The sequence below is a fragment of the Telmatospirillum sp. J64-1 genome, from assembly GCF_006980715.1.
GTDB lineage: Bacteria > Pseudomonadota > Alphaproteobacteria > Rhodospirillales > Magnetospirillaceae > Oleiliquidispirillum > Oleiliquidispirillum nitrogeniifigens.
Map to the genome: position 1 here is coordinate 26,082 of NZ_SBHN01000006.1, position 26,556 is coordinate 52,637.

Genomic DNA, 26,556 nt, shown 5'->3' on the forward strand with positions numbered 1-26,556 from the left:
CCGTCTCAATCCCTGCAGGAGAGGTAGAGAGGAAGCACACGGAGGGAGATAAAAGTTACTATTTAACGATGCGTCATAGGCCGGACAGTGCAAGACGGCTAGGCACCAAGTAAAGGCCTCTATCCCGGTCATCGCGAGATACCGAGGATTGATCCGCAAAAGGCGCAGGACATAAGACCATTCCGAAGGCCATTTTCAAAAGAGACAAGAAAGGCCTCCCTTTGCCTTGCCCCCATGGCTTGCGACGAACCACCTTTGCTTCCGCCGCAAGCCATGCCTTCGCATCAGGCGCTTCCAGCCTTCCTTCCGCCGAACCGCGCCTCTCCGGCCCGGTAGCCGGCCATGAAGAGGCGCGGGGCCGGGCAGTAATCATCAAAAGAAAGACTGCCCTTATTCCGGCGCCTCGCTGATCTGCACTTCGACACGCCGGTTCTGCTGACGTCCGGCACTGGTCTCATTGCTGGCGATGGGGAAATCCTGCCCCAGGCCGCGCGCCACGATGCGGTCGGGCTGGATACCGGCGGTGATCAGATACTGGCGCACCGCCTCGGCCCGTTCCTGGGACAGACGCTGGTTCAGTTCCGAGCTGCCGGTCGAGTCGGTATGGCCTTCGATCACCGCATACTGGTTGGGATTGTTCCGCAGGTGGTTGACCAGGGGCTGCAAGCGGTTGAAGGCACCGGGCTGAAGCTCCGCCCGGCCGACCTCGAACAGCACGTCGCCGAGGCTCACCACGGTGGTGCCGTCCTGGGTCTGCCGCGCCCCCTCCATCTGGAGACGCTGCTGGACTTCGCCCTCGATCTCCATTTGCTGGGCCAGGGTCTGGGTCTGCTGGCGCGCCTGTTCCGCCGAAGTGCGGGACTGCGCCAGGGCCAAGCGGCTCTCGGCCATGAAGGCCCAGTGCCGGAAGGCCTCCTCGTCCGTGGCGCTCTGGGCCTGGGCCAGGGCCTGGGCCGCCTCGCGCAATTCCACCGGGGCATGGCGGTTGACGGCGGGATCGGCCTGGGCCTGCTGGATCTGGGCCCGCAAGGCCGACAGTCTTTCGGGGTTTTCGTTCGCAGTGACGCCCGCGCAGGCGGCAAGAGAGCCGACAAGCAGGGCGATGGCGGCAGGACGTATCATTTCTGTCTCCGATCAACGAATTGGTTGAGTGGGGGCAGGCTGGGCGGGGGCCGTCAGGCCCGGAGTCTGGCCCTGAAACTGCGGCTGGGCCTGACCCTGGAACTGACCCTGCGGCTGGTTCTGGAGTTGCCCCTGCGGCTGGCTCTGGATTTGGCCCTGGCCCTGCAATTGACCCTGACCTTGGCCCTGAACCATCGGGCTCCGCGCCGTCTGACCCTCGAAATACTGCGAGGTCCTGCCCAAGGTATCGAGCGCAGTGTTATAGCGCTGCGCTTCCGCCCGAGACTGGGCCAGTTCCGCACTGGCCATGGCCTCGGCGGCGTAACGCTGGACACTCTCGTCGTTATCCGCCGATTGCGCCGCGAGCAGGCGTTCGCGGGCGATCCGCATTTCCAAGGGCGCCAGATCGTCGGCACCGACATTGGCCGCCGAAAGAATGGCCTGGTTCGCGCTGGCCAGCGGCCCCTGAGGCGGTTCATAGGTTCCACAGGCAGCCAGCGTCGCCGCCGCCGCAACGAGGACAAAGTGTCTTGGTTTGAGGAATTTCATGTCAGCACCTCCAATAACTTTCTCCTCGCGTAACAACAAAGCGAGGGAGATGTTTCTTCTGCGCTAGCAGAAAGTTGGAGGGGGGAACCAACGGAGCATTCACCCTGTTCCTTCTTCCATATTCAAGATCAACTCATGGGGCCGACATGCCGCTACTCGCCCTCATTCTTTTGGTTGCCCTGATTGCGACTTTCGGCTTCGGGGAGACCTTGCAAGCCCTGCTTGGCGCCGTCGGTTTCATCCTGCTGCTGGTGCTGATCCTTGCGGCCCTGATCGCCGCAGGCGGGACTTGGCTGTACCGCCGGGCCAAGAACCAGGTCACCCGCAGATAACCCCCTGCCCCATGGAGGCACCATGTCCAGCCAGAACATCCGCCTCGTCACATTGGTGGGAAGCCTGCGCAAGGGCTCCTACAATGCCGCTCTCGCCCGAGCCCTGCCGGGCTGGGCGCCGGAGGGCGTGGAGATCCACCCCCTGCCCTCCATCGGCACGCTGCCGCTTTACGACGCCGACCTCCAGGACCGGGGATTTCCGCAGGAAGTGACCGCCCTGGCCGAGGCCATCCGCGCAGCCGATGGCGTGGTCATCGTCTCGCCGGAATACAATTATTCCGTTCCCGGGGTGCTGAAGAATGCCCTGGACTGGCTGTCCCGGCTGCCCGAGCAGCCCTTCGCCAAAAAACCGGTGGCCATCCAAAGCGCCTCGCCGGGCATCTTCGGCGGGGCGCGCATGCAGTATCACCTGCGCCAGGTCCTCGTCTTCCTGGACGCCTATGTCCTGCCGCGCCCGGAAGTGATGGTCGGCCAGGTGATGGGCAAGATCGACGACCAGGGCAATGTCACCGATACCGCCACCCGCGATTTCAGCCAGGGCCAGCTTGCCGCCTTCCGCGACTTCATCGGAATGATGCGGAAAGGCTGAGCCCGGCCGCAGACATGAAAAAGGCCGCCCCTTCCGGGACGGCCTGCTCTTCAGGTCCGCTTTTCCTACAGACGGTCGTAGAGGAATTGCGGCACATAGAAACGCCGCTTGTTCAGCGCCACGCCCAGCACGTTGGCCCCGGCCTTGACCAGGGCGTCGCGGGCCGCCTGGGCGACGGGCGCGCGGGTCTGTTCGGCCTCGATGACCAGGACCACGCCGTCCACCGTCGCGGCCATGCCCAGGCCGTAAGGCGAGGACAAGGCCGGCGGCGAATCCAGGATGACCATGTCCAGGCGTTCGCGCAACTTGTTCCAATAGCCGTGCAGCAGCGCGGGATTGAGGGCATGCAGGTCACCGGGGCCGCCCTGGATGGGCAGGCTGCCGGTGAACAGGCCGTTGCCGCCCTCGGTCACCGCCACTTCGGCAGGCGGAAGCACTTCCCCGGTCTGGCCGCCGCCACTGCCGCCGGGTCCCGTCAGGCGCAACTGGTTGCTGGGCGCCCGTCCGCTGGTATTGAGCAGCAGCACGCTGCGCCCCATGCGCAACGAGGCGAATTGCGCCAGCCGCGAAGCCACGGTCGATGCCCCCTCGCCGCCCCGGCATCCCATGATCTGCACGACCTTCGACGGCCGCCCCGCCAAAGCGGCCTCGATGGACTGGTACAGGCGCATGCTGTCCATGTTGGCGGCATTGCCCGCCGTCGAGGGCATGGGGCGCTTGGCGACGATGGGGCCGCGCGGCAGGGCGCCGACACCGCCCGCCTGGGTGCGGGCATTCTGCAAGGCGTCGTACAGGCGGCTCATCGGGCGTTCTCCTCGCCGTCCCCGGCGCTGGCAAGATCCATGGGAGCCGGTGGGAAGCGCAGTACCTGCCCGACGATCAGCCGGTCCACATTGATGATCTGCGGATTGCGGTTGCGCACCATTTCCAGCAGGGGACGGTCCCAGCGGCCATAGATCTCCACCATCAGGCCCGACAAGGTATCGCCCGGCTCGACCACGCGCAGCACCGTCTCCTCGAAGACCGGAACGCTGTCGGCGGCGGGACGCACCTCGTCGCCGCGCGTGGGCAGGCTCGGCAGGCTGGCCGACAGGGGGCGGGCCACCGGACGCTCCAGGGGCGCCGACGCGACCGCCCTTTCCTCGAAACGTTCCTCGAGTACGCCTTCGATGCGCGGGATCTCGCTGCGCCAACCGGCGGACGCGGCGACCTGGGGCGGTGCCGCCGTCTCGCGCGGCGCCTCGGCCAGATCGGCCCCGACCGCGGTCTCGGGCAGAAGGCGTTCCTCCATGGCGGCGGCCACGGCCTGGCCCTCGCCCCGGTCCTGCAAGGCCCACCAGCCGAAACCGCCGGCCAGGGCGAGACCGGCGACGCCCGCCGCCATGGCCATGCCGGGCAGGCTGAAGCGACTGGGCGGCTTCTCGCCGGTATCGCGGATGACCTCGCGCACGATGCTTTCCGTCACCGGGCGGCGCTTATAGCCGAAACCGGTGATCAGGGCATTGTCGCAGGTCACGTTGATGATGCGTGGGATGCCCTGGGCATGGCGGGCCACCAGCGCCATGGCACCCTTGGTGAAAATCGGCTTCTCATCCTGCGCCACCAGCCGCAGGCGATGCTCGATATATTCGATGCATTCATTGACATTCATGGGGTTGAGCCGCGCCTTGACGGCGATGCGGCTCTTCAGCTGGCGCAGCTCGTGCTGGCCCAGCAGGTCCTCCAGTTCGGGCTGCCCCACCAGCACGATCTGGATCAGCTTGTCGCTGGCCGTTTCCAGATTGGACAACATGCGCAGGCGCTCCAGCGTGCCCACATGCATGTTGTGCGCCTCGTCGACGAACAGCACGACATTGATGTTCTGCCGATACATCTCGATCAGATATTCGTGCAGCTGATCGACCATGTCGGTGACGTCGTCGCTGGCCGGCGTCAGCTCCAGCTCCTGCAGGATGGTCCGCAGCAGGCGGTGGAAGGGCATGGTGGGGTTGAAGACATAGACGAACTTGATGTTCTGCTTGTCCACCCCTTCCAGATAGGAGCGCAGGATGGTGGTCTTGCCCGTGCCGACCTCGCCGGTGATGCAGACGAATCCCTTGCGCTGTTCGATGCCGTAGACGATGGCGGCCAGGGCTTCCTTGTATTGCTCCGTGAGGAACAGGAAATCCGGGTCGGGGGTGATGCGGAAGGGTTCCGCCGACAGATTGTAGAAATCACGATACATGTCAGCGCTCGTATGCAATGGACGTCAGGACGGGCAAGCCGAGCCTGCGCTCGACTGCGGCGGGGGTCGCCAAACGGGGCGTCAGCAATTCGGCCAGGGCGGCCGTGACCACGGCCCCGACCACCCCGCCCAGCAGGGCCAGGGCGAAGATCACCCAGGGGGTACGGATGGGGCTGGACGGCGGCAGCGCCGGATCGGCCATGCCGGCCTCGCCCAGCGCCGCCAGGGCGCGGGCCGAACGCCCGGTCGCCGCCTCATAGGCCGCTTCGGCCTCCTGTACCTCGCGCTCCAGCGCCGCCAGTTCCGCCTCGCGCGCCGACAGCGCGTCGATGCGGGCGGCAAGCTGGTCGAGGCGGGCGGAGACCTCCCGCGCCCGGCGTTCCGCCGTCGCCAGGGTGGTTTCGGCACGGATCAGGTCGCCACGCAATTGCTGGTACAAGGGATTGGGCGCGGCATTGGCGCGGGCCGCCGCCTCTTCCTCGCGCAGCACCCGTTCCACCTGCTCGATCTGGGCGCGGACGGCGGTAACGAACTGGCTGGTCGGCGTATAGCTGCCCAGCAGCTTCTGCTCCTCCGCCCGCAGCTCGAACAATTTGCGCCGCGCGTCCTCGGCCACCGCCGATCCCCGCGCGGCCTGCGGCACGGTCGCCGGCGTGGTCTCGATCTGGCGGCGCAGCAAGGCCACCTGGTCCTGGGCCTGGCCGGCCTCCACCCGGGCGGCGGCAAGCTGGGTATCGAGCTGGGTCTGCTCGCGCATCAGGGACTGGCGCTGTTCGGCCAGGTCGTAGATCCGATGCTCCTGCCGCCAGGCCGCGAGACGCTGCTGCGCCTCGTGCAGGCGCTGTTCCAGGCTGGAAGCCCGCGCCGCCATCTGCGGCACGCCCGCGCCTTCCCGCCTCGCCTCGAAACGCTGGGTCTGCATCAAGGTCAGGGCGTTCAGCGCCTGGGCGGCCAGTTCGGGATCGCCATGGGTGAAGGAAAGCTCGACGGCGGAACCGCGCGGCCGGACCTGGAGCGCCTGGGCAAAGGCCTCGCGGGCCTCGCCCTCGCCCAGGCCGGGATACAGGATCTGGTGGCCCACGGCCTCGAGCGCGGCGGATTGCAGCGCCGGACCGGCGAACAGGCCGGCCTGGGCGCTCGCCCCCTCGGCCGAGGAAAACAGCACCGTCGTCCGGGCCTGATAAGACGGCGGCCACAGCAGCACCGCCGCCACTCCCGCCATCAGGCATGTCAACAGCACCAAGCCGGCCTTGCGCTTATGCCGGAACAGGATGTGAGCCAACCCCCGCGCAGTCATCACACCGCCTCCGTCAGTTGATGCTGTAGCCGAGACCGAACGGAATCGGGATGTTCTGACGGATATACTGGTCGATGGCCAGGTTCAGGTCGGCCACGCCGCTGCGCGGCACGAAGATGATGTCATAGGGCTCCAGCGCCACGTCCTGGCTCAGGTCGGTGCCCGACAGGGCGGCATGCAAGTCCAGGTTGGCGACCACCGGCTGACCGTCGGCACCGCGCCGGATCAGCAGCACCTGGCGCCGCGCCGCGTCGGTGAAGCCACCCGCCGAGGCGATGGCCTGAAGCGCCGTCATGCGGCCGTTCAGCGTCACTTCCGAAGGCGTGCCGACCTGGCCGTCCACGAAGATGCGCTGCCCGGCGAAGCTGTCCATGATCACCGCCACCTGCGGATTGCGCAGTTCGCTGGCATAGGCCTGCTGCAGGCGCTGTTCCAGCTGGCCCGGCGTCAGCCCCGCCACCTGCTGCTCGCCGATCAGCTGCAGCGAGATACGGCCATCGGGGCGCACCACCAGTTCTTCCTCGTTCAGTTCGGGATTGAAGAAGAACTTGATGTTCAACACGTCGCCCGGATTGATCACATAGCCGTTCTGGGCGGTGACCTGAGGCAGCGCCGAGACGGGGGTGGGATTCTCCACCACCGGGGCGGAGCAGGCGGCCATCACCATTCCGGCCAGGACCGCAGGGGCGATCCGGACCAGGCGATGGCGGGAATTCGCATCAATAGGCATTGTCACCTCGCAGACAAACGACGGGAGTGAGAAATAGGATTTTGAGATCGAGCCAGAGGCTCCAGTTGTCGATGTAATGGAGGTCGTGCTCGACCCGGCGGCGCATCTGCTCGACCTTCGAGGTCTCGCCGCGCAAGCCGTTGACTTGAGCCCAGCCGGTGATGCCGGGCTTCATGCGATGCCGGCAACGGTAATCGTCCACCAGTTTCTCGTAATAATTCTGGTGCGACACCGCATGGGGGCGCGGCCCCACCAGGGACATGGTGCCGTTCATCACGTTCAGGAGTTGCGGCAACTCGTCCAGGCTGGTGCGGCGCAGGAAGCGCCCGACCCGCGTCACGCGGGGGTCATCCCGCTTCGCCTGCTCGACCACCGCCTCAGGCTGATGGACATGCATGCTGCGGAATTTGAAGCAGTGGAATATCTCGTTGTTGTAGCCGTAACGTTCCTGGCGGAACAGGACGGGACCGCGGGAATCGAGCTTGATCAGCACCGCGATCACCAGCATCAGCGGCCCGAAGAACAGCAGCATCAGGCCGCCCAGAAGCTTGTCCTCGATATTCTTGACCATCCGCCCGACCGGGCCGATGGGGCGCACCGCGTGACGCACCAGGGGCATGCCGCGCCAGACGGACAGGCCGCGATGGCCGGACATGTAGGCTTCCGGACGATCGGGGAAGAGATGCACGTCGACCGGATACTGGCGCAGCCGCGCCAGGCAGGCATCCATGCGCTCCACCTCGGCCCAGGGCAGGGCCACGATGACATCGTCGACCCGTTCGGTGCGCATCACGCGCTCGAGATCGTCCAGGCGGCCGATGAAGCCTTCCCGCGTCGCCTCGCTGAGCGCCGGGCGATGGCCGTCGATCAGCACCCCGGCCACGCTATGCCAGCCGTCGCCGTTGCTCGCCAGGAAATGCAGCACCTGCTGGCTGCGCGGCAGGTCGCCGACCACCAGCACCCGGCGCATGAAGCGCGGCGAGCTTTTCATCTGCAGCCACAGGGCGACCAGCCCGGAACGGCCCGACACCATGATCGCCGAGGAAGTCAGCCACCATGCCCCCAGCCAGGGCCAGTTCGGCGGCGGCTGCGTGGCGGCGAGCAGCACCGCCGGCACGGCCATGGCCGCCAGCAGCCAGGCCGCCGGACGCCAGGGCCAGCTGGACTGCGCGGCATCGCTGCGCGGCGGATAGAGCCCCGTCAGAGTGAACAGATTGACCGCCAGCAATGTCTGCAGGGCGACCAGGGGCAGCAGCAGATTGCCCGCTCCGTCGCCCACCAGAACGGACGCAAACAAGCCCCCGGCAGCCACCGCCAGCGCATCCCAAAGCCGGGCCGCAATGCCGAGGCGACGGCCGGGACCTGCGTCGCGGTCGATCAAAGGCGGTGCCGGAGGGGCGGAGGGTGAGCGAAGGGGGGGAATACTCGCCCGCCGCGCCGCATTCTCCGTCACCGGTTTACCACCTCCAAGTAATCGCATGCGGTCCTCCTCGCGGAACAGTGAAACGTCCAGGCGGGTGGTCGCAAATCCTAAAAAGGAGCAACACCAAAGAGAAGCCCTGTCTTCGCTTGCTTGTATTTGATGTTCACAGGCAAGCTCGGCAACTTCTTCTTCCGCTCTACTACAGCTAGATAGTTACTTATTTTGTCACACGTTGTGACGACGGATGTGCCAGTTCCAGGCCGTTTCCACAATGCCGGCCAGTTCCGACATCTGCGGGCGCCATTGCAGCACCTCGGCCGAGCGCCGGGGATCGGCGACCAGGATGGGCGGATCGCCCGGACGGCGGTCGGCCAGCCTTATGGGCAGGGACGCGCCGGCCTGGGCTTCGACGGCAGCCACGACTTCGCGCACGCTGTGTCCTCGGCCGGTGCCGAGATTGAGGGCCATGCTCGCGCCGCCGTCGAGCAGATGGTCGAGGCCGCGCAGATGGGCCTGGGCGAGATCGCTGACATGGACGTAATCGCGGATGGCCGTGCCGTCGGGCGTGGGATAATCGGTGCCCAGGATGTCCAGCCCCGGCCGCCGCCCCATGGCGGTCATGATGGCCAGGGGAATGAGATGGGTTTCGGGCGCATGGTCCTCGCCGATCTCGCCATCCGGGTCGGCACCGGCGGCATTGAAATAGCGCAAGGCCAGCCAGCGCAGGCCGTGGATCTCGCCGAACCAGCGCAGCATTCGCTCCACCATGGCCTTGCTCTCGCCATAGGGGCTGACGGGATCATGGCCGTGGGTTTCGTCCAGCGGCAGCCGCAGGGGCGTGCCGTAGCAGGCGCAGGTCGAGGAGAAGACGATGGCCTTCACCCCTTCCTCCTGCATGGCCGTCAGGAGGGTCAGGGTATTGGCCACGTTGTTGCGGAAATAGAGCGCGGGGTCGCGCATGGACTCGCCGACATTGGCGCTGGCGGCGAAATGCATCACCGCGCCTATCTTGTATTGGCGCATCACCGCGCGCAGGGTTTCGCCGTCGCACAGGTCGCCTTCGACGAAATCCCCCCAGCGCACCGCCGCGCGATGGCCGGTGGACAAATTGTCATAGACGATGGGCCGATGCCCCGCCGCGGCCAGGGCCTTGCACGCATGGCTGCCGACATAGCCGGCACCGCCTGCCACCAGAACGGCAGTCATGACCACCCCCAGTTACAATAGGTCGAAAAATCGCCGGGCAGATGCTTCCGGCAGAATACCAAGGCTGTCATGGGACCCCCACCTTCAAGATCTGCGAAGGACGTGACCATCGAGTTGGGCGCGTTCCCACGATTTTGCGAAGACTTGAATGGCTTAAGCCGGAATTCCCGGGATCAAGCCAGCAGGGAGGATTCACGCCATGATGGATGACAGCGGACGCTCACGCCCCATCCCTTCCCGAGTTGCGCAACGAACTGGGGAAGGCCTTGATCTTAAGGGTAGGTTTGCAGCACTATCCGGGCGAAACCCAGGCAGCCATGGGATGCCCATCGTGAAACTTCGCCGTTTTTCTCTCGCTGCTCTCGCCCTGGCTTTTTCCGCCTCCTCGGCCCTTCCCGCGGCCGCCGCCTCGCCCGAAGGCGTGGGCAGTTGCTATACCCCCACGGAAGTCCGCGCCTCGCAATTGCGGCAGCTTCAGACCGAATTGATGGTCGCGGCGCTGAGTTGCAATCATGCCGATCTGGGCTTCCGCGAGAAGTACAACGCCTTTGTGCATAAATTCGGGAAGAACCTGAACGACAACGCCAAGGTGCTGCGCACCCATTTCTCGCGGAATTACGGTTCCGAACAGGCGCGGCGCTTCGATTCCTATATCACCGCCCTGGCCAACGAAGCCTCGGTCCGCAGCGTCGGCGAAGCCACCTATTGCGAATCGGCCTATCAACTCTACGAGGCCGTCTCCTCCCTCGGCCCGCGCGAGATCGAGGATTTCGCGGCCCGCACGGTCAAGGCCGAAACCGCCGTCGCCCCCTGCGCCAAGACGCGCCGCTGAATCCTTTTTAGGACCTGCCGCAAAAGAAAACGGCCTCCCGGATGCTTCCGGGAGGCCGTTTCGCTTCAAACCGGGATCACCCGATCAGGGGATCACGATCTCGACGCGGCGGTTCTGCGGCTCGCGCACGCCATCGGGGGTCGGCACCAGCGGCTCGCTTTCACCCTTGGCGACCACGCCCACGGCATCGCCGGGCACGCCCAGGCCTTCCATCACTGCCTTGACCGCCTCGGCACGGCGCTGCGACAGGCGCATGTTATAGGCATCGGGGCCCGAACGGTCGGCATGGCCGGTCAGTTCGACGCGCACGGTCTGGCCTTCGCGGGCCGCCTGGACGGCACGCTCGATCACTTCGCGGGCTTCCGGCGTGATGTCGGAACGGTCCCAGTCGAAGAAGACCATGTAGCTGGAGGGCAGACGCTGCTGCTGCACCTGGGGCGCCGGGGCGGGAGCCGCCGGAGCCGGGGCGGGAGCCGGAGCCACCGCTGGAGCCGCTTCCACCGGACGCTCCTGCACGGCACCGAAGCGCCAGTTGAAGCCGACCATCACCGAATGGTTGGCATAGGGCAGCTTCACTCTCTCACCGTTGACATTGAAGCGGACATCTTCCGTGGCGAAATAACGGTAATCGCCCTTGATGGACAGATTCTCGTTCAGCGCATAGGCCAGACCGGCAATGCCCTGATAGCCCAGCTTCCAGGAATTGTGGTTGGCTGGGCCCAGCGTAGGCGTCGAAACGCCATCCACATCCACGTAAACGCCGCCGAGACCCGCGCCGATATAAGGCGTGAGGGCGGTGCCGGTGGGAATGTCGTAATAGAGATTGGCCATCAGGCTGAGGGCGTTGATATCACCCGAAGCGGACGTGCCCTCGAGCTTGTCCACGCCGTTCTGCCGCCAGCCGAGTTCGCCCTCGCTGCGCAGACGGCCGAAACCGAGCGGGCCGAAATCGTAGCCCACCTGGCCCAGTACGCCCCAGCCGAGATCGTAATCGGTGGACAGATCGCCCGCAGGCGTGCGGAGATCCTGCTCGCGCAGCCAATTGGCGCCCCACTGGGCGCCCATGTACCAGCCGGTGGGAATGGAGACAGGCTCGCCCAGCGATTGAGCCTGGGCGGCAAAAGCGGTACCGGCGACGAGGCTGGCCGCCAGGATTCCAGAAAAGAGACGCATCTCAACGCCTTTCATGACGTTTGGCATTACCCGAATTAGTCCGCCTTCTATACGAAAGAGGAGCTTAACTCAAGGTTGCCCAACGTGTTGGATAATGTCCAGGCATTGAGAAAATTTCATCTATGGCCGGACCCATGACGGCGGGGCCGGAAGATGAAGCGCAGCAAAGCCACCAGCATGACAAGCACCACCACGGCCAGCAGCACCAGAATCAGCCATCCACCGGTCGACAGATGGACCTCCGGCCCCTGCGCGCCGAAATCCACCTCGATCATGGCCTGCTGGTCCGGCACGGCACGGTTGGGGTTCATGACGGCCTCCCTTCAAGGACAATGGCCGTCCAACCCCCTCCCCCCCGGCCTTGTTCCAGGCGTCAAGACGCAATCGGGCGATTTTCGTCCGCTCGTTCCCGCAAGGATGCTGAAAAGGGATCGCCGCCCGTGGACTCCAGGACCATGATCGCATGCATCATCATGATCTGCCTGGTGAACGGCGTGTTTTCGCCGGCGCTGGCCGTGGTGGTCAGCCAGTCCGGCCTGTGGTACCCGGACTGGCTGCCGGGTACCCTGTCGATGATCTTTTTCGTGGGAATGATGGTGACGGCCGGCCTGACCCTGCTGGCCGGCGCCGTTCCCGCCCTTCTCTGCCGCGCCGTCCTGGCCGGCGGCAAGGGCAGCCCCATCCCGCTCTATGTCTGGATGGCCGGCTGCGCCCTGCTCACCGTTCCGGCGCTGGCGAACCTCCACCTGCTGGTGTGAGGGCAGGTTCCCTTATTCGCCGCCGCGCGGCAGGCGCAGGCGGATGACGCCCTTGAAGTCGTCGGGATCGACCGTTTCGCCACGGCGCGTGATCTCGATACGGCCCTGACGGGCGAGATGGATGGCCTGCTGGCGCACGGCCATCAGGTAACGGCGCCAGGCGTCGCGGGGCTGATGGGCGTTGGGACGGCGCTTGGACTCGGCGAAAATACGGGCGACATCCTCGGGCGAGACATCGGGCTTCTGCGCCACGGCCTCGAGAATGCACTGCGCCACCGGGTCGTCCCGGTCCTTGTCGTTGGAAACGTCTTGGCTCACTTAGGGGGCTCCTCGCCCTTGGGGGTTTCGTCTGTTGCGGCGGCGGGTTCGGCGGCCATCATCTTCTCGGCCTGGCGCGACAGCTTGCGGAAGCGGCGGACACTGATCGGGATGGTGGCCAGATAGATGAAGCCCAGCACGCTGACGGTCAGCCAGGGCTCGGTCACCAGGAAGGCCGCCAGCAGGCCGATCACCACCATCAGCGGCAACACATAGCTGTGCGGCACCTTGAAGCTCTTGCCCGAAAAGGTCGGGATCGAGCTGACCATCAGGAAGGACACGCCGACCAGGAAGATGCCGACCACGACGGGCTGGGCGAAGAAGCCCGGCGCCTCGAAGCTCAGCATCATCGGAATCAGCACCAGTCCGCCCGCCGCCGGGGCGGGCACGCCGGTGAAGAAATTGTAGGCCCAGGGCGGCATGTCGGGCTGGCCGATCATGGTGTTGAAGCGGGCCAGGCGCAGGGCCGAGCAGATGGCGAACAGCAGCACCAGCGCCCAGCCGATGCCGCCTGCCGTATGCATGATCCAGAAATAGAGCAGCACCGCGGGCGCCACGCCGAAACTGATGAAATCGGCCAGCGAATCCAGCTCGGCGCCGAATTTGCTGGTGCCGCGCAGCATGCGTGCCACGCGCCCGTCCAGCCCGTCCAGGATGGCGGCGATCAAAATCGCCACCACGGCCGCCTGCCAATTGTCATGCATGCCGAACCGGATCGAGGTCAGGCCGGCGGACAGGGCCAGCAGCGTCAGGATGTTGGGGATCATCCGGTTGAAGGACAATCCCTTGATGCGGGGGACCGGACGGGGGCGAAACATCTTACTGCGCCACTCCTTCTCGCTGTTTTTCCTGCGAGCGGAAGTCGGCAATCACCGTTTCCCCGGCGACGGTCAACTGGCCGCACACCACCAGCGGCTCGACGCCGTCGGGCAGGAAGATGTCTACACGGCTGCCGAAGCGGATCAGGCCGAAACGCTGCCCCACGCTGACCGGCTGGCCTTCGACGATATCGCATTTGATGCGGCGGGCGACAAGACCGGCGATCTGCACGAAGGCCAGATCGGGACCTTCCTTGGTCTTCATGCGGATCGACATGCGTTCGTTGTCCACGCTGGCCTTGTCCAGCGAGGCGTTGACGAACTTGCCGGGGCGATAGCTGATCTTGGTGATCTCGCCATCCATGGGAATGCGGTTCACATGGACGTTGAAGACGTTCATGAAGACGGAGACGCGCATCAAAGGCTCGTCGCCCATGTCCAGTTCCTTGGGCGGCGGCACCCGGCCGATCATCTGCACGATGCCGTCGGCCGGCGAGATCACCAACCCCTCGCGGGTCGGCGTGATGCGGCGCGGGTCCCGGAAGAAATAGGTGCACCATGCCGTGAGGATCACGCCCAGCCAGCCCAGCGGCTGCCAGATCAGGAACAGCACCAGGGTCACCGCCGCAAAGATGGCGATGAACGGCCATCCAGCCCGGTTGATGGGCACCATCACGACCTTCAACAGGGATACTTCATGCACCTTCACGAGACTCGTCCTTTCGCAGTCGGGGCGGCATGACACCGCTCCACCGGGCAATGCCATATGGGCGCACCGATGTCGAAGGTTTTTCACCCAAATGACAACAGACCGCCTTCGGGCCGCCCCCGTCATCGAAGGGAACAGCCGCAAGGCAGGCCGGGTTCAGATCATCTATTCCTGACCGGAGGGCAGCTTGAAGACCTGGCCCGGATAGATCAGGTTGGGGTCGCGGATCTGTTCGCGGTTGGCCTGATAGATGACGGTATAGTCGAAGCCGCGGCCATAGGCCTGACGGGCAATCTGCCACAGGCTGGCGCCCGCCTCGACCACCACCGTACGGTCCGCCGCCGGGCGCTCGCCGCCCGACTGCCTCGGCGCGCGGGGGAAAGGCAGTTCGACCCGCGCCGTCACCTTGCCGTCGGCGGCCACCTGATCGCCGCGCAGGACCGAGGGGTCTTGCCCTTCCGGCATGGCGGCGGCCATGCTCCATTCCCCCTCGGCATCGGCCTCGGCCCGGCCGACGAAGCGGTTGTCCAGATAGACATGGACGCCGCTGCCGGGCTTGGCCTTGCCGCCCAAGGCGAGATTGCCGCTGGCCTGACGGTCGATGACCTCGATACTGATTTCCGGTCTGTCCTCCTGCCCGGCCGGGCCTTGCAGCAGCCGCGCGCCATCGGGGCCGATACGCACCGCCAGGGCGGTATCGGCATTCGGCGAATCCGGCACCATCAGCACCACGCGGGCCTCGGCCTCATGCGTCGTGCCGTCGACATCCACCGAACGCAAGCCGAGCGAGCGCGACCCCGGCGGCAGCGGCGCGTCGGGCACGAAGACCCATTCCCCCCGCTGGTCGGCGGTCACGCTGCCGATCTCCTGGTCGCCATCCAGGATGGTGACCTCGGCATGGGGCTGGGCGCGCCCTGCCATCACCGCATCACCGGCCGGATTGACCCGCACCACGTCGAAGCTGGGCGCAGCGCTGTCCACCGCTTCCTCGACCGGGGTGGGCTCGGCCTGGAGGGGAGCGGCGGGTTGAACGGTCGCGGTCACGGGCTCGGTCTCTTCTTCGCCGGCACGGTACACACTCAAAGCCACGGCCACGGCCAGAACGGCCGCGCCAGCAAGGATCAGCACGGAAGGCCGTTTCACGGCACCTCTCAAGATGAAAAGGAATGAAAATCCGCGGGCAGACTAATCCTACTTTGCCCTTACTGCAACCGCTCGCACCTCTTGACAGTTCACGAATAAGTTCAGTCGCAGCATTTTTTCCGCCTTTTAGAGCAGCTTACGTCAGTCAAGAAGGATGCAAGCTGCGATCTGCGGCCGGACGGCCGCACCCGGCGGGGACAAAATAGGTAAACAGGAAGGGCATCCCGGCCTATAGCCGCATTTCCGCCGCCACATAGGCCACGGCCAGCGCCAGGGCAATGGGAAACAGGCAGACCAGCGCCAGGCCCAGCGGCTGAAACAGGCGGCGCAGGAGGCCCGAGCCCAGGACCAGGCGCTGGGCCGTTCCATCGGCGAAGAAGATCAGCAGCAGCACCGCCAGGGCGAAGGGGGATATGATCTGCGCAAGGCCCAGAGCCTGGGCGATGCCCATCACCAGCCCACCCCCGCCGAGCAGGGCCGCCGCCGAGAAGGACAGGCCGATGGCCCAGGCCCAGACCAGCACCCCCGCCGTCGCTGCCGCGGCCAGGCCGCCCAGGCGCATCCATCCCGCCTGCCCCACCATCCAGGCCATGGCCGCCAGGGCCAAGGCGGCCATCAGCAGCATGACCGGCGCCACCGGCTCGTTATAGGGGCGGCTGTCCAGGCGCAGCAGCAGGCAAACCCAGGCCGCCAGCAACAGCCCGCCCTTCAGGGCCAGCGGCCAGGACCAGGACAGCGGCCAGCGCAGGGCCGTCCAGGCGGCGAGGATCGCGCAGACCACCAGCGCGGCGGTCCGCGCGCCCTTGCGCAGGGAAAAGGCGTCGATCAGCAGGCCCAGGATGCAGCCGGCCAGGGCGATGAAGGGCAATTGCTCGAAAAGGCTGCGGGGCAGCCCGGCCGGCATGCCGTAGAGCGCCAGCCAGGCGCCCAGGAAACCGATGGAGATGCCGCTGCCCGCCAGCACCGCTCCACGGCCCGGCCCGCCAGCCAGCCGCGCCACCCCCGCCACCGCGCAGGACAGCAGGAAGGCGAGAAGGTAGAGAAACCAAGGATTGGACAGCGAAAAGACCTGCGGCACGGACAAGACCCACTCTCTTTCAGGCCGTCCGTTGTAACTTCCGGGGAGAAAGGGAGCAAGCCGGTCGGAATTTTGCCACACGCCGCCGCGGGCTTAATTCCCCCCGATCCGCTGCTGGATGGGCGGGACCTCCTTCAGATAGGCGGCGATGGCATCCTGGTCCTCGGGCGTCAGATGGGCGGTGGATTCCCGCACGATCCGGGCCATCATCGACCCCACCACATCGCCATCGGGCAGCACGCCCGTGGACAGAAAGAAGGCGATGTCGTCCTCGGTCCAGTGGCCGATGCCGGTTTCCGGATCGGGGGTGATGTTGGGAACGGGACGGTTATCCGGGCCGTTCACCGTGCCCGCCAGATGCCTGTCCCGGTCCATCGCGCCGAAGCGGTTGCGGTCGGTATGGCATTCGCCGCAATGGCCCAGTCCCAGCACCAGATAGGCGCCGCGGTTGCGCTGCTCGTCCCATTGCGGATTGGCCTGATAGACGCCGGGCTCGAAGAACAGCCATTTCCACGCCACCATCAGAAAGCGCCAGTTGAAGGGGAAGTTCAGCTCATGCGGCGGAGCCGCTTCCGGCACCGGCTCCTGGGCCATCAGATAGGCACGCAGGTCCAGCAGGTCCTGGTCGGTGACATGGGTGAAGGAGGTATAGGGAAAGGACGGATAGTAATGCCGTCCGTCCGGCGCCCGCCCCTCGCGGAAGGCGGCGATGAACTGCTCGCTGCTCCAATTGCCGATGCCGTGTTGCGGATCGGGGGAGATATTGGGGCCGTAGAAGGTGCCGAAATCCGTCTCCAGCGCCACGCCGCCGCCCAGGAAAGGCCCGCCTTGCCGGGTATGGCAGTCGTTGCAGGACCCGGCGCGGAAGACGTATTCCCCGCGCAGCACCGCCGAGTCCGCCATAGGGGACGGAGTTTCGGGCTCCGGCGCGGCTTCCTGCTGCTGCTCTTGCTCCGGCTGCTGGGCCCAGCCGGGAACGGCCAGGAGCAAGGCGGCCAGAAGCCAGAGCGCAGGCGTCACCGGGGCATCTCCCGGCGGAAGGTCTCATGGCAGGCCGAACAGGTTTCCGCGACGCGGGCGAAATGCCCCCGCACCTCGTTGCCCTGCCCGGCTGCCGCCAGTTCCGCCAGGCGCGCGGTCTCGGCCTGGAAATTGTGCATCAGCCGGGCGAATTCCTCGCGCTGTTCCCAGACCGCCGGCAGGGCATTGCTGCCCTCCACATCGGCCGAGGGCTCGACGAAGCCTTGCGGGGCGATCTCGGCCAGATTGGCCAGAAAGCGGATACGCCCCACCAGTTCCGGCGTCAGCTCGGCCGAGCGGTCGCGGGCGAAGGCGGCGATGGGGGCGAATTGCCAGCGGACGGCGGCCATCAGGCCCTGGCGCATCTTCACCGATTCGGCGGCGGGATCGGGCTGGACGGGCTGGGACGGCCGTCCGGGTTCCTGTTGCGACTGCGCCGCCAGGGGCAGCAGCAAGGCGACGGCGATAAACGCGAAACTGGCAGCGAGTTTCATGGCAGAAACCTCAGCGTTACGGGATAAGGGGAAGCGTGGGCATTCCCTTGCGCCACGCAAGCCGCCCCCCTCTCCTTTGCCATGCACCTATGCGCGGGGATTAGACAGGCAGCTAGGCACCATCCTTGGTTGACGCCCCTCCTGCCGCGACAGTATATTACGCGCGACTAATATGTAGAGGAAAGACCATGGCCCAGTCGACGATCACCACGGCCGATAGCGGCGCCAAGAAACAGGCGGCCCCGGAACGCAAGCTGCGCGTCTGGGACTTGCCGACCCGTCTTTTCCACTGGACCCTTGTCGTGCTGGTGGTCCTGCTCTTCCTCTCGGGCAAGCAGATGACGAGCCTGCTGCACATGGACCACCACATGCTGCTGGGCTATGCCGTGCTGGCCCTGGTGCTGTTCCGCATCCTGTGGGGCTTCATCGGCAGCACCCATTCCCGCTTCGCCGATTTCCTGCGCGGCCCCTACGCCGTCCGCAACTATCTGAAAGGCCAAGGCTTCGTCGCCGGCCACAACCCCATCGGCGGCTGGATGGTGATGGCCCTGCTGGGCATCCTGACGGTGCAGGGGGTCACCGGCCTGTTCGCCAGCGACGACATCTGGACGGACGGCCCGCTGGTCCCGCTGGTTTCGAGCGCGACCGTCAGCCAGATGACCAGCATCCACAAGACCGCCGTCGACATCCTGCTGATCCTGGTCGGCCTGCATGTCGCCGCCGCCTTCTTCTACCTGCTGGTCAAGCGCGACAACCTGATCAAGGCGATGATCACCGGCTACAAGACCCTTCCGCCGGACCAGCCCGCCCCGGCACAAGGACGATTCGTCCATCCACTGCTGGCCCTGGCTGCCCTGGCCCTCGCCGCTGCGGTGATCTGGGCGGTGGTGACGCTGCTGCCGTAACAGCAGAACCCCGATCCGCAAACGAAAAGGGCGCGGCCTTGGCCGCGCCCTTCTGCTTTTGTCCGCCGACAGGCTTAATTGCGGAAGCTGTCGTGGCAGGCCTTGCAGGAACCGCCGACGGCAGCGATCTGGGCCTTGAAGCCGGCCTCGTCGCCCGCCTGGCCCAGCTGCGCCAGCTTGGCGGCCTCGGCGCCGAAAGCTTCCATCTTCTCGCCGAAGGAGGCATCCTGGAAGGCGGCGGGCTTGGTGTTGGAACCGGGGATGTTGTCGCTGCCGGCGGGGAAGCCCTGAGCCGCCACCTTCGCCAACGCCGCCAGGGCCTCGGCCCGTTCCACCGCTTCCGGGCCGAAAGCGGTATTGCCGCGGGCGACACCGCCCAGCGGGCCGAAATTCATGCGCACGGCCTGGAAGATGCCCTGGCGCATTTTGAGGATTTCTTCGGGCTTGGCATCCTGGGCGGAGGCGGGACCGATGCTCAGGGCAATGGCAGCGGCCATGCCGACGGCAGCAAACTTGGCAAAGCGGCTCATGCTCTCTCCTATATTAGGAAAACCTTAAAGTACCCCTTAGGACTACCCTTCCGCGCCAACAGCTGCAAGTTTAAAAACCATGGCAGATATCCCCTTTTTCCCCGGAGGACCCGCATGACCGACCTGACCCGCCTTCGTTCCCTCTGCGTTTTCTGCGGCGCCTCGACCGGCAGCGATCCGGCCCACCTCCAGGCCGCGCGGCGGCTGGGTTCGGCCATGGCGGCCAGGAACATCCGGCTGGTCTATGGCGGCGGCCATGTCGGGCTGATGGGAACCGTGGCCGATGCGGTGCTGGATGGCGGCGGCGAGGTGGTCGGCATCATTCCCGAACATCTGGTGCGCGCCGAGGCCGCCTATCGCGAGATCACCGAATTGCTGGTGGTCGACAGCATGCATACCCGCAAGCGGGCCATGTTCGACCGCTCGGACGCCTTCTGCGTCCTGCCCGGCGGCCTGGGCACCATGGACGAGACCTTCGAGATCCTGACCTGGAAGCAGCTGCGCCTGCACGACAAGCCGGTGATCCTGGTCAACCAGAACGGCTATTTCGACCCGCTGCTGGGGCTGATCGACAGCATCATCGCCCAGGGCTTCGCCCATAGCGACGTCGCCCGCCTCTACGAGGTGGTCGCCGATGCCGAAGACGTGCTGGACGTCGCCGCCGCCGGACTGGCGGCCAGCGATTCCGGAAGGTTCTAGCAACTATCTTGCGTCCAGGTGTCGAGCGGCTTTCCGGGACTTGCCTTCCGGCGCGAGGGTGGTATCTTCCCGCAGTCCGTCGCTTGTCTGCGGAAGCGGTCTACATGCCTGGGGCGCACCCCTGCGGACATCTCGCAGTGTAAACTTCAAGGATCGGGATCGAATCATGAGCAAGATCAAGGTCAAGAATCCGATCGTCGAACTCGACGGCGACGAGATGACCCGGATCATCTGGCAGTTCATCAAGGACAAGCTGATCCTGCCCTATCTGGACGTGGACCTGAAGTACTACGACCTGAGCGTCCAGTACCGTGACGAAACCAACGACCAGGTGACCATCGACGCCGCCAATGCCATCAAGCAGTATGGCGTGGGCGTGAAATGCGCGACCATCACCCCCGACGAGGCCCGCGTCGAGGAATTCAAGCTGAAGAAGATGTGGAAGTCGCCCAACGGCACCATCCGCAACATCCTCGACGGCACCGTCTTCCGCGAGCCGATCATCTGCAAGAACGTGCCGCGCTACGTTCCCGGCTGGACCCAGCCGATCGTCATCGGCCGCCATGCCTTCGGCGACCAGTACCGCGCCACCGACTTCAAGGTGCCCGGCCCGGGCAAGCTGACCATGAAGTTCGAGCCCCAGGACGGCGGCGAACCGATCGAATACGAAATCTTCCAGTTCCCCGGCTCTGGCGTCGCCATGGGCATGTACAACCTGGACGAATCGATCAAGGGCTTCGCCCGCGCCTGCTTCAACTACGGCCTGAACAAGGGCTGGCCGGTCTATCTGTCGACCAAGAACACGATCATGAAGGCCTATGACGGCCGCTTCAAGGATCTGTTCCAGGAAGTCTTCGACAACGAATTCAAGGCCGAGTTCGACAAGCTGGGCATCACCTACGAACATCGCCTGATCGACGACATGGTCGCTTCGGCCATGAAGTGGTCCGGCGGCTTCGTCTGGGCTTGTAAGAACTACGACGGTGACGTGCAGTCCGACACCGTGGCCCAGGGCTTCGGCTCGCTCGGCCTGATGACCTCGGTCCTGCTCTCGCCCGACGGCAAGACCGTCGAGGCCGAAGCCGCCCACGGCACGGTGACCCGCCACTACCGCGAGCACCAGAAGGGCAAGGAAACCTCGACCAACCCGATCGCCTCGATCTTCGCCTGGACCCGCGGCCTGATCTACCGCGCCAAGTTCGACGACACCCCGGAAGTGGCGAAGTTCGCCGAAACCCTGGAGCGCGTCTGCATCGAGACGGTGGAAGCCGGCTACATGACCAAGGACCTGGCCATCCTGATCGGCCCCGATCAGCCCTGGATGACCACCAACCAGTTCCTGGACAAGCTGGACGAGAACCTGAAGAAGGCCATGGCCGCCTAAATCAGGTCCGCCCGAAAAAGAGGCCCGCCGGAGCAATCCTGCGGGCCTTTTTCTATGGCCGGATCGCTTGCGCTTGCCAACTCCTATCACTAACTGATATGGGTTAAAGCATGTCCGATGCAGACCGATCCCTTGCCTATCTTCTCGACCTCGATGGAGAGGAGATCGTCTATGACGGCGGGTATGTCGCGAAGTTCAAAGTCAAACAAGTAGAAGTGAGCGCAGAAAAGCCGCATGGGATTTCTTATTCCCTGACTTTTCATGCCGCAGACGGGCGCCGCCTCATGGGATATGACAATGCCCATGGCGTTCCGCATCGGGGCAGTAAGTTCATCGGGCGGCAAGCCGCCTTCGACCATTGGCACCGTGACGAAACGGATGAAGGCCGCCCTTATCCCTTCGTCACCGCCGAAAAGCTGGTTTCGGACTTCTTCAACGAGATCGAGCGTATTTTGAAGGAGCAAGCCGATGAAGGATAAGATCAAGATCGGCATCGCAAGCCATGACGAGCTTCGGGAACGCGCCCTTCAGATTGCGCGCGGCGAACGCCGCCGCCATCCCGATGAGCCGAAAATCTGGTTTACCTCGCTGGACTCCCTGGCAAAGGTCCTGTCGGAGCCCAATCGGCAATTGCTACGCATCATCGATGAGCAGCATCCCTCTTCCCTGGCCGAATTGGAAACGCTGACAGGCCGCAAGGTCAGCAACCTGTCTCGTACCTTGAAGACCATGAGCCAATACGGGCTCGTCAAGCTGGTGCCGGGCAAACGCGGGGCGGTCACGCCCCAGGTCCTGGTCCGTGAGGTACAGATGGACCTGTCCCTGGTGAGCTAGCGGGATCAAAGGGCCGCAAGGCCCTTTGCGGGTTTGAGCAGAGCCCAATCCCTCTATTCCGCCACTCCCGGCTGCTCCAGCCCGGCTGGGTTCTGTGCCGTCCTCCTTCTGCTACGCCAGGCGCCGATATTGGCCTTCAGCATCAGCGCGCAGGGCGTGACGATCAGGGTCAGCACCGTCGAGAAGGCCAGGCCGAAGACGATGGCGGTGGAAAGCTGCTGCCACCATTGCGTCGAGGGCGCGCCGATTTCCACCTCGCGCCCGATGAAGTCGATATTCATCCCCACCATCATGGGCAGCAGGCCCAGGATGGTCGTCGCCGTCGTCAGCAGGACCGGGCGCAGGCGCTGGGCGCCGGTGCGCAGGATGGCCTCCATCGGATCGGCGATGTCGCGGCGGAGGCGGTCATAGGTATCGATCAGCACGATGTTGTTGTTGACCACGATCCCGGCCAGGGCGATGACGCCGATACCGCTCATGACGATGCCGAAGGGCTGGCCGGTGACCAGCAGGCCCAGCATCACGCCCAGCGTGGACATCACCACCGCCGACAGGATCAGGAAGGCGGAATAGAAGCTGTTGAACTGGGTCACCAGGATGATGGCGATCAGGAACAGGGCCACGCTGAAGGCCTGGCTCAGGAAAGCTGCGGATTCCGCCTGCTCCTGGTCCTCGCCCTGGAAGAGGATGGTCACGTCCTGGGGCAGTTCGACCGTGGCCAGCCAGGCGCGGATTTCCTGGACCTTGTCATTGGGCAGCAGGCCGGGTTCGACATCGGCGCGCACATACATCACGCGCCGCCCGTCCACGCGCTCGATCTGGCCGACCCGGGGCTGAGCCTGAAGCTGGACGAAATTGCCCACCGGCACGCTGCCCGCGGCCGTGTTCAGGCGCAACTGGTCGAGCTGGTTGAGGGTACGGTATTCCTCGGGGAAGCGGGCGACGATATCGACTTCCTCGATGGCATCGTCGGGGCGGTAATCGGTGAATTTCAGCCCGTTGGTGACCAGCCGCACGGCATCGCCGACGGCGCTGACATCGGCGCCGAAACGGGCGGCCTGGGCGCGGTCCACCACCACTTCCCACTGGATGCCCGGTGCCGGGCGGGTGTCCTCCACATCGACGAAACCGCCGATGCGGTCCAGCCCCTGGCGGAGCGTTTCGACCACCTGTGGCAGCACATCGGGGTCGCGGGCGGAAATCTGCATCTGCACCGGCTTGCCCACCGGCGGGCCGGATTCCTGTTCGCGCACCTCGATGCGCAATCCCGCCAGGTCAGCGACGCGGCGGCGCAGGTCGGCGAGGATTTCCCGCGCCGGACGCCGCGTGTCCCATTCGGCGAATTCAAGCTGGATCGAGCCGATCTGGTCCTCGGAAGCCTCGCGCCCCGCCCCGCCGCCACGCCCGGTCCGGGTGTAGAAGGCGGTGATGCCGTCGAGGTCGAGGACCCTCTCCTCCACCTCGCGCATCAGCGCGTCCTGCTCCCAGGCCGAAAGATTGCCCCCGCCGGCATGGACCAGGACCACGGCATTCTCGGGCTCCACAGAGGGGAAGAACTCGACGCCCCGGCCGAACATGCCATAGGCGGCCTGCACCACGACCAGGCCCAGCAGCGCAGCCGCCACCACCTTGCCGGGATGGCGCAGCGAAGCCCGGAGGCTGCGCGTATAGATCCCCGTCAGGCCCGGCAGGTCGTCGAGATTGCCAGTCTCGCCCGCCGCCAGGGCCTTCATGGTGCGCGGATCGGCCGTTCCCGCCTTGCCGAAGACCGCACCCAAGGTGGGCACGAAGATCAGCGCCATCAGCAAGGAGGCGGTCAGCGTCGCCAACAGGGTAATCGGCAGGTATTTCATGAATTCGCCGACCATACCGGTCCAGAACAGCAGCGGCAGGAAGGCCGCCAGCGTCGTGGCGGTCGAGGCGATGACCGGCCAGGACATCCGGGTCGAGGCCAGGGCATAGGCGGCACGGCGGCTCATGCCCTCACTCATCTTCCGGTCGGCATATTCGGTGACCACGATGGCGCCGTCCACCAGCATGCCGACGGCCAGGATCAGGCCGAACAGCACCACCATATTGACGGTCAGGCCCAAGGCAGCGATGACCAGGATGCCCATCAGGAAGGAACCGGGAATGGCCACGCCCACCAGCAGGCCGCTGCGCAGGCCCAGGGCGCCGACCACCACCACCATGACCAGCAGCACGGCGGCGACCACGTTGTTCTGGAGGTCCGAGAGCATGGTGCGGATATCGCTGCTCTGGTCCTGCAGATAGCTCACCTGCACATTGGCCGGCCACTGGGTCCGCTCTGCCTCGACGACGGCGCGCACCTGCTCGATGGTCTCGATGATGTTGGCGCCGATGCGTTTCGAGATTTCCAGCACCAGGGCAGGCTGGCCGTTGATGCGGGCGAAGCCTTCGGGGTCCTTGAAGCCCCGGCGCACGGTGGCGATGTCGGACAGGCGCACCACCGCGTCGCCCTCCACCTTCACCGGCAGCGCCATGATCTCCTGCACATTCTCGATCAGGCCGGGCACCTTGACGGCGAATCGCCCCTGGCCGGTATCCATCGCCCCGGCGGCGACCAAACGGTTCGAGCGCTGGATGAAGCTGGCCATGTCGTTGGCGTTCAGGCCATAGCTTTCCACCATCACCGGATCGATGATGATCTCGACCTGCTCCTCGCGGTCGCCGGCGATATCGGCCTCCAGCACATTGGGCAGACCTTCCAGGTTGCGCTGCAATTCCCGCGCGATGCGCAGCAGCGTGCGTTCGGGCACGCTGCCATGGATGGCGACACTCAGCACCGGGAACAGGCTGAAATTGAGTTCCTGCACCAGTGGCTCGTCGGTGTCGGGCGGCAGGTCGGACTTGGCCCGGTCCACCTTCTCGCGCACATCCCGCAGGGCCTTGTCGGCATCGAAACCGGCGTCGAATTCCAGGATGATATTGGCCCCGCCCTCATAGGCAGTGGCGCGCATTTCCTTCAGTCCCTCGATCACCCGGACCTGCTGTTCCATCGGCCGGACCAGCAGGCGCTCGGCATCGGAGGGCGAAATGCCGCTATGGCTCATGAGCACGAAGACATAGGGAATGTTGACGTCAGGCGAGGATTCCTTGGGGATCTGCACCCAGGCGACGGACCCCGCGATCAGCACCAGCAGCAGCGTCGTCAGGATGGTGCGGGCATGGGAGATCGCGGCGTGGATGATCGCTCTCATGGACGGACCTCCGCCCCGACCACAGGGGCGAGGACGGGGATCACCTTGTCGCCCGCCCGCACCCAGTCCTGGCCCAGCACGATCATCCGCACGGCCTCGGGCAATCCACCCAGCCAGATGCCGTCGGGGCCGTCGGAGATGATGGTCACTTCATGGAATTCGACCACATCCTCCTCGTTCACCGTCTTGACCCCCACGGCGCCGCGTTCGTCCAGGGTCAGGACGGCGGGCGAGACGCGATGGGCGGGCACGGTGCGCAAGGGCAAGCGCAGTTCGGCGGTGATGCCATGGGGAATGGAGCCGTCGGGATTGGGCGCCTCGACCTCGACCGGGAAGGTGCGGGTCGCCTCGCGCGCCGCCGAGCCGATCCAGCGCAGCCTGCCCTGGATCACGCGGCCGTCCAGCAGGCGGATCTCGGTCGTCGCCCCGATGGCCAGCGAGCCTGCCTGGCGTTCGCTGACCTCGCCCAGCACGACGATGGTCGACAGGTCCAGCAGCCGCGCCACATCGCTGCCGGGCGAGACGTAATCCCCCACCTCGACCAGCGTATCGTCCAGCACCCCGGCGAAAGGCGCGCGGATCTGGGTCCGCTGCAATTCGGTCTGGGCCGTCGCCAGCCGCGCTTCCGCCTCGTCCAGGCGGGCGCGGGCTTCCGCCAGGCGGGTCCGGCTGGCGAAGTCGCGCGCGGCCAGGCGTTCGGCGGCCTGGAACTCGATGCGGCGCTGTTCGACCAGGGCCCGGGCCTCGGCCAGGCGGGCGCGGCGATCCTCGGCGTCGAGCCGCACCACGGCGGCACCGGCCTCGACACGGCTGCCCTTGCGGCCCTGGATCTCGGCCACCTGCCCCGTCATCTCGGCCCTCAGGATCACCGAACGCTCGGCCCTCGTCCGGCCCTGGACGGACAGGCTGTTGGTCATCTCCTGGGCCCGCATGTCCATCACCCGCACCTGGGCCAGGGCGGGCGCGTCATCGGGGGCGGTGCCGTCCGTCGCGGCCTGCTCCTCGTGCCATATCAGGCCGGACGCCAGCCACAGCACGGCGGCCAGCAAGAAGGCTGCGGCAATGAAAACGGATTTGTTCATGATGGACGGCCCAGGGGAAGACGAAAATCAGCGCACCCTAGACCGGCGGGTGCAATCCGTAAACCACGCAGACGGCAAGGCCACAG

The 26,556-nt window shown here is 65.7% G+C and carries 29 protein-coding genes; 9 read left to right on the plus strand and 20 right to left on the minus strand.

Translation table 11 applies throughout. The annotated features are described in order from the left end of the window. Positions 1 to 390: 390 nt before the first annotated feature. A complete protein-coding gene (locus EPD66_RS07180; protein WP_142847816.1) occupies positions 391 to 1,122 on the minus strand; it encodes an OmpA family protein in 732 nt (243 codons plus the stop codon). A 12-nt stretch (positions 1,123 to 1,134) separates the two neighbouring features. After that, complete coding sequence (locus EPD66_RS07185) at positions 1,135 to 1,671, minus strand: DUF4398 domain-containing protein (protein WP_142847817.1); 537 nt, start codon at positions 1,669 to 1,671, stop codon at positions 1,135 to 1,137. Between the two features lie 146 nt (positions 1,672 to 1,817). Here EPD66_RS07185 and EPD66_RS07190 point away from each other — a divergent pair, with 146 nt between their 5' ends. Beyond that, positions 1,818 to 2,003, plus strand: coding sequence for a hypothetical protein (locus EPD66_RS07190; protein ID WP_142847818.1), 186 nt, complete (start codon positions 1,818 to 1,820; stop codon positions 2,001 to 2,003). A 22-nt stretch (positions 2,004 to 2,025) separates the two neighbouring features. Beyond that, positions 2,026 to 2,592 carry an NADPH-dependent FMN reductase gene (locus tag EPD66_RS07195; RefSeq protein ID WP_142847819.1) on the plus strand — a complete coding sequence of 189 codons (567 nt, stop codon included), beginning with the start codon at positions 2,026 to 2,028 and terminating at the stop codon, positions 2,590 to 2,592. Between the two features lie 65 nt (positions 2,593 to 2,657). Here the strand turns inward: EPD66_RS07195 and EPD66_RS07200 are convergent, their stop codons facing one another. The 6 genes from EPD66_RS07200 to galE all read right to left on the minus strand — a co-directional run bounded on the left by EPD66_RS07200 (position 2,658) and on the right by galE (position 9,472). After that, on the minus strand, positions 2,658 to 3,395 hold the full coding sequence (locus EPD66_RS07200) for a CpsD/CapB family tyrosine-protein kinase (protein WP_142847820.1): 738 nt from the start codon (positions 3,393 to 3,395) through the stop codon (positions 2,658 to 2,660). Further along, positions 3,392 to 4,816 (minus strand): AAA family ATPase, encoded by a 1,425-nt coding sequence (locus tag EPD66_RS07205; RefSeq protein ID WP_142847821.1) that lies wholly within the window; start codon positions 4,814 to 4,816, stop codon positions 3,392 to 3,394. The genes EPD66_RS07200 and EPD66_RS07205 overlap by 4 nt, the downstream gene beginning before the upstream one ends. 1 nt (position 4,817) lies before the next feature. Next, entirely contained in the window at positions 4,818 to 6,113 is a 1,296-nt protein-coding gene (locus EPD66_RS07210) for a hypothetical protein (RefSeq protein WP_142847822.1), read from the minus strand. 13 nt (positions 6,114 to 6,126) lie between these two features. Beyond that, a complete protein-coding gene (locus EPD66_RS07215; protein WP_142847823.1) occupies positions 6,127 to 6,843 on the minus strand; it encodes a polysaccharide biosynthesis/export family protein in 717 nt (238 codons plus the stop codon). Continuing rightward, a complete protein-coding gene (locus EPD66_RS07220) occupies positions 6,833 to 8,323 on the minus strand; it encodes an undecaprenyl-phosphate glucose phosphotransferase (RefSeq protein ID WP_142847824.1) in 1,491 nt (496 codons plus the stop codon). The genes EPD66_RS07215 and EPD66_RS07220 overlap by 11 nt, the downstream gene beginning before the upstream one ends. Before the next feature lie 168 nt (positions 8,324 to 8,491). Continuing rightward, positions 8,492 to 9,472, minus strand: a complete 981-nt coding sequence (galE, locus tag EPD66_RS07225; protein ID WP_142847825.1) for a UDP-glucose 4-epimerase GalE — start codon at positions 9,470 to 9,472, stop codon at positions 8,492 to 8,494. A gap of 331 nt (positions 9,473 to 9,803) precedes the next feature. Between galE and EPD66_RS07230 the strand changes: the two genes are divergently transcribed. Then, positions 9,804 to 10,304 carry a hypothetical protein gene (locus EPD66_RS07230; protein ID WP_142847826.1) on the plus strand — a complete coding sequence of 167 codons (501 nt, stop codon included), beginning with the start codon at positions 9,804 to 9,806 and terminating at the stop codon, positions 10,302 to 10,304. An 84-nt stretch (positions 10,305 to 10,388) separates the two neighbouring features. Here the strand turns inward: EPD66_RS07230 and EPD66_RS24015 are convergent, their stop codons facing one another. Both EPD66_RS24015 and EPD66_RS07245 read right to left on the minus strand, forming a co-directional pair. Further along, positions 10,389 to 11,477 carry an OmpA family protein gene (locus tag EPD66_RS24015; RefSeq protein WP_185961296.1) on the minus strand — a complete coding sequence of 363 codons (1,089 nt, stop codon included), beginning with the start codon at positions 11,475 to 11,477 and terminating at the stop codon, positions 10,389 to 10,391. A gap of 116 nt (positions 11,478 to 11,593) precedes the next feature. Further along, entirely contained in the window at positions 11,594 to 11,788 is a 195-nt protein-coding gene (locus EPD66_RS07245; RefSeq protein ID WP_142847828.1) for a hypothetical protein, read from the minus strand. A gap of 144 nt (positions 11,789 to 11,932) precedes the next feature. On the opposite strand from EPD66_RS07245, the gene EPD66_RS07250 reads away from it, so the two are divergent. Continuing rightward, entirely contained in the window at positions 11,933 to 12,235 is a 303-nt protein-coding gene (locus EPD66_RS07250) for a hypothetical protein (RefSeq protein ID WP_142847829.1), read from the plus strand. A 12-nt stretch (positions 12,236 to 12,247) separates the two neighbouring features. On the opposite strand, the gene EPD66_RS07255 is transcribed toward EPD66_RS07250, so the two are convergent. From EPD66_RS07255 to EPD66_RS07285, 7 genes are all read right to left on the minus strand, one after another. Further along, entirely contained in the window at positions 12,248 to 12,553 is a 306-nt protein-coding gene (locus tag EPD66_RS07255; RefSeq protein WP_142847830.1) for a DUF3253 domain-containing protein, read from the minus strand. Then, a complete protein-coding gene (pssA, locus tag EPD66_RS07260; RefSeq protein ID WP_142847831.1) occupies positions 12,550 to 13,371 on the minus strand; it encodes a CDP-diacylglycerol--serine O-phosphatidyltransferase in 822 nt (273 codons plus the stop codon). The genes EPD66_RS07255 and pssA overlap by 4 nt, the downstream gene beginning before the upstream one ends. A gap of 1 nt (position 13,372) precedes the next feature. Next, the gene (locus EPD66_RS07265; protein WP_255448401.1) at positions 13,373 to 14,080 is read right to left on the minus strand and encodes a phosphatidylserine decarboxylase; all 708 of its coding nucleotides are present in this window, start codon (positions 14,078 to 14,080) and stop codon (positions 13,373 to 13,375) included. Between the two features lie 165 nt (positions 14,081 to 14,245). Next, complete coding sequence (locus tag EPD66_RS07270; protein ID WP_142847833.1) at positions 14,246 to 15,223, minus strand: LysM peptidoglycan-binding domain-containing protein; 978 nt, start codon at positions 15,221 to 15,223, stop codon at positions 14,246 to 14,248. 229 nt (positions 15,224 to 15,452) lie between these two features. Further along, a complete protein-coding gene (locus tag EPD66_RS07275) occupies positions 15,453 to 16,307 on the minus strand; it encodes a hypothetical protein (protein ID WP_142847834.1) in 855 nt (284 codons plus the stop codon). 87 nt (positions 16,308 to 16,394) lie between these two features. After that, positions 16,395 to 17,321 carry a cytochrome c gene (locus EPD66_RS07280; RefSeq protein ID WP_221930909.1) on the minus strand — a complete coding sequence of 309 codons (927 nt, stop codon included), beginning with the start codon at positions 17,319 to 17,321 and terminating at the stop codon, positions 16,395 to 16,397. Further along, positions 17,318 to 17,815 (minus strand): cytochrome c, encoded by a 498-nt coding sequence (locus EPD66_RS07285; RefSeq protein ID WP_142847835.1) that lies wholly within the window; start codon positions 17,813 to 17,815, stop codon positions 17,318 to 17,320. The genes EPD66_RS07280 and EPD66_RS07285 overlap by 4 nt, the downstream gene beginning before the upstream one ends. A gap of 188 nt (positions 17,816 to 18,003) precedes the next feature. Between EPD66_RS07285 and EPD66_RS07290 the strand changes: the two genes are divergently transcribed. Next, positions 18,004 to 18,720 (plus strand): cytochrome b/b6 domain-containing protein, encoded by a 717-nt coding sequence (locus tag EPD66_RS07290; protein WP_142847836.1) that lies wholly within the window; start codon positions 18,004 to 18,006, stop codon positions 18,718 to 18,720. Between the two features lie 74 nt (positions 18,721 to 18,794). Here the strand turns inward: EPD66_RS07290 and EPD66_RS07295 are convergent, their stop codons facing one another. Then, the gene (locus EPD66_RS07295; RefSeq protein WP_142847837.1) at positions 18,795 to 19,250 is read right to left on the minus strand and encodes a cytochrome c; all 456 of its coding nucleotides are present in this window, start codon (positions 19,248 to 19,250) and stop codon (positions 18,795 to 18,797) included. 114 nt (positions 19,251 to 19,364) lie between these two features. On the opposite strand from EPD66_RS07295, the gene EPD66_RS07300 reads away from it, so the two are divergent. From EPD66_RS07300 to EPD66_RS07315, 4 genes are all read left to right on the plus strand, one after another. Next, complete coding sequence (locus EPD66_RS07300) at positions 19,365 to 19,949, plus strand: TIGR00730 family Rossman fold protein (RefSeq protein ID WP_142847838.1); 585 nt, start codon at positions 19,365 to 19,367, stop codon at positions 19,947 to 19,949. A gap of 166 nt (positions 19,950 to 20,115) precedes the next feature. Beyond that, positions 20,116 to 21,333, plus strand: coding sequence for an NADP-dependent isocitrate dehydrogenase (locus EPD66_RS07305; protein ID WP_142847839.1), 1,218 nt, complete (start codon positions 20,116 to 20,118; stop codon positions 21,331 to 21,333). A 110-nt stretch (positions 21,334 to 21,443) separates the two neighbouring features. Continuing rightward, positions 21,444 to 21,812 (plus strand): DUF6516 family protein, encoded by a 369-nt coding sequence (locus tag EPD66_RS07310; RefSeq protein ID WP_142847840.1) that lies wholly within the window; start codon positions 21,444 to 21,446, stop codon positions 21,810 to 21,812. Further along, positions 21,802 to 22,167: a transcriptional regulator gene (locus EPD66_RS07315; RefSeq protein WP_142847841.1), complete on the plus strand. Its 366-nt coding sequence runs from the start codon at positions 21,802 to 21,804 to the stop codon at positions 22,165 to 22,167. The genes EPD66_RS07310 and EPD66_RS07315 overlap by 11 nt, the downstream gene beginning before the upstream one ends. A gap of 53 nt (positions 22,168 to 22,220) precedes the next feature. On the opposite strand, the gene EPD66_RS07320 is transcribed toward EPD66_RS07315, so the two are convergent. Continuing rightward, positions 22,221 to 25,388: an efflux RND transporter permease subunit gene (locus EPD66_RS07320; protein ID WP_142847842.1), complete on the minus strand. Its 3,168-nt coding sequence runs from the start codon at positions 25,386 to 25,388 to the stop codon at positions 22,221 to 22,223. Further along, positions 25,385 to 26,470 carry an efflux RND transporter periplasmic adaptor subunit gene (locus EPD66_RS07325; RefSeq protein ID WP_142847843.1) on the minus strand — a complete coding sequence of 362 codons (1,086 nt, stop codon included), beginning with the start codon at positions 26,468 to 26,470 and terminating at the stop codon, positions 25,385 to 25,387. Before EPD66_RS07325 ends, EPD66_RS07320 begins: the two co-directional genes overlap by 4 nt. Between the last annotated feature and the right edge of the window lie 86 nt (positions 26,471 to 26,556).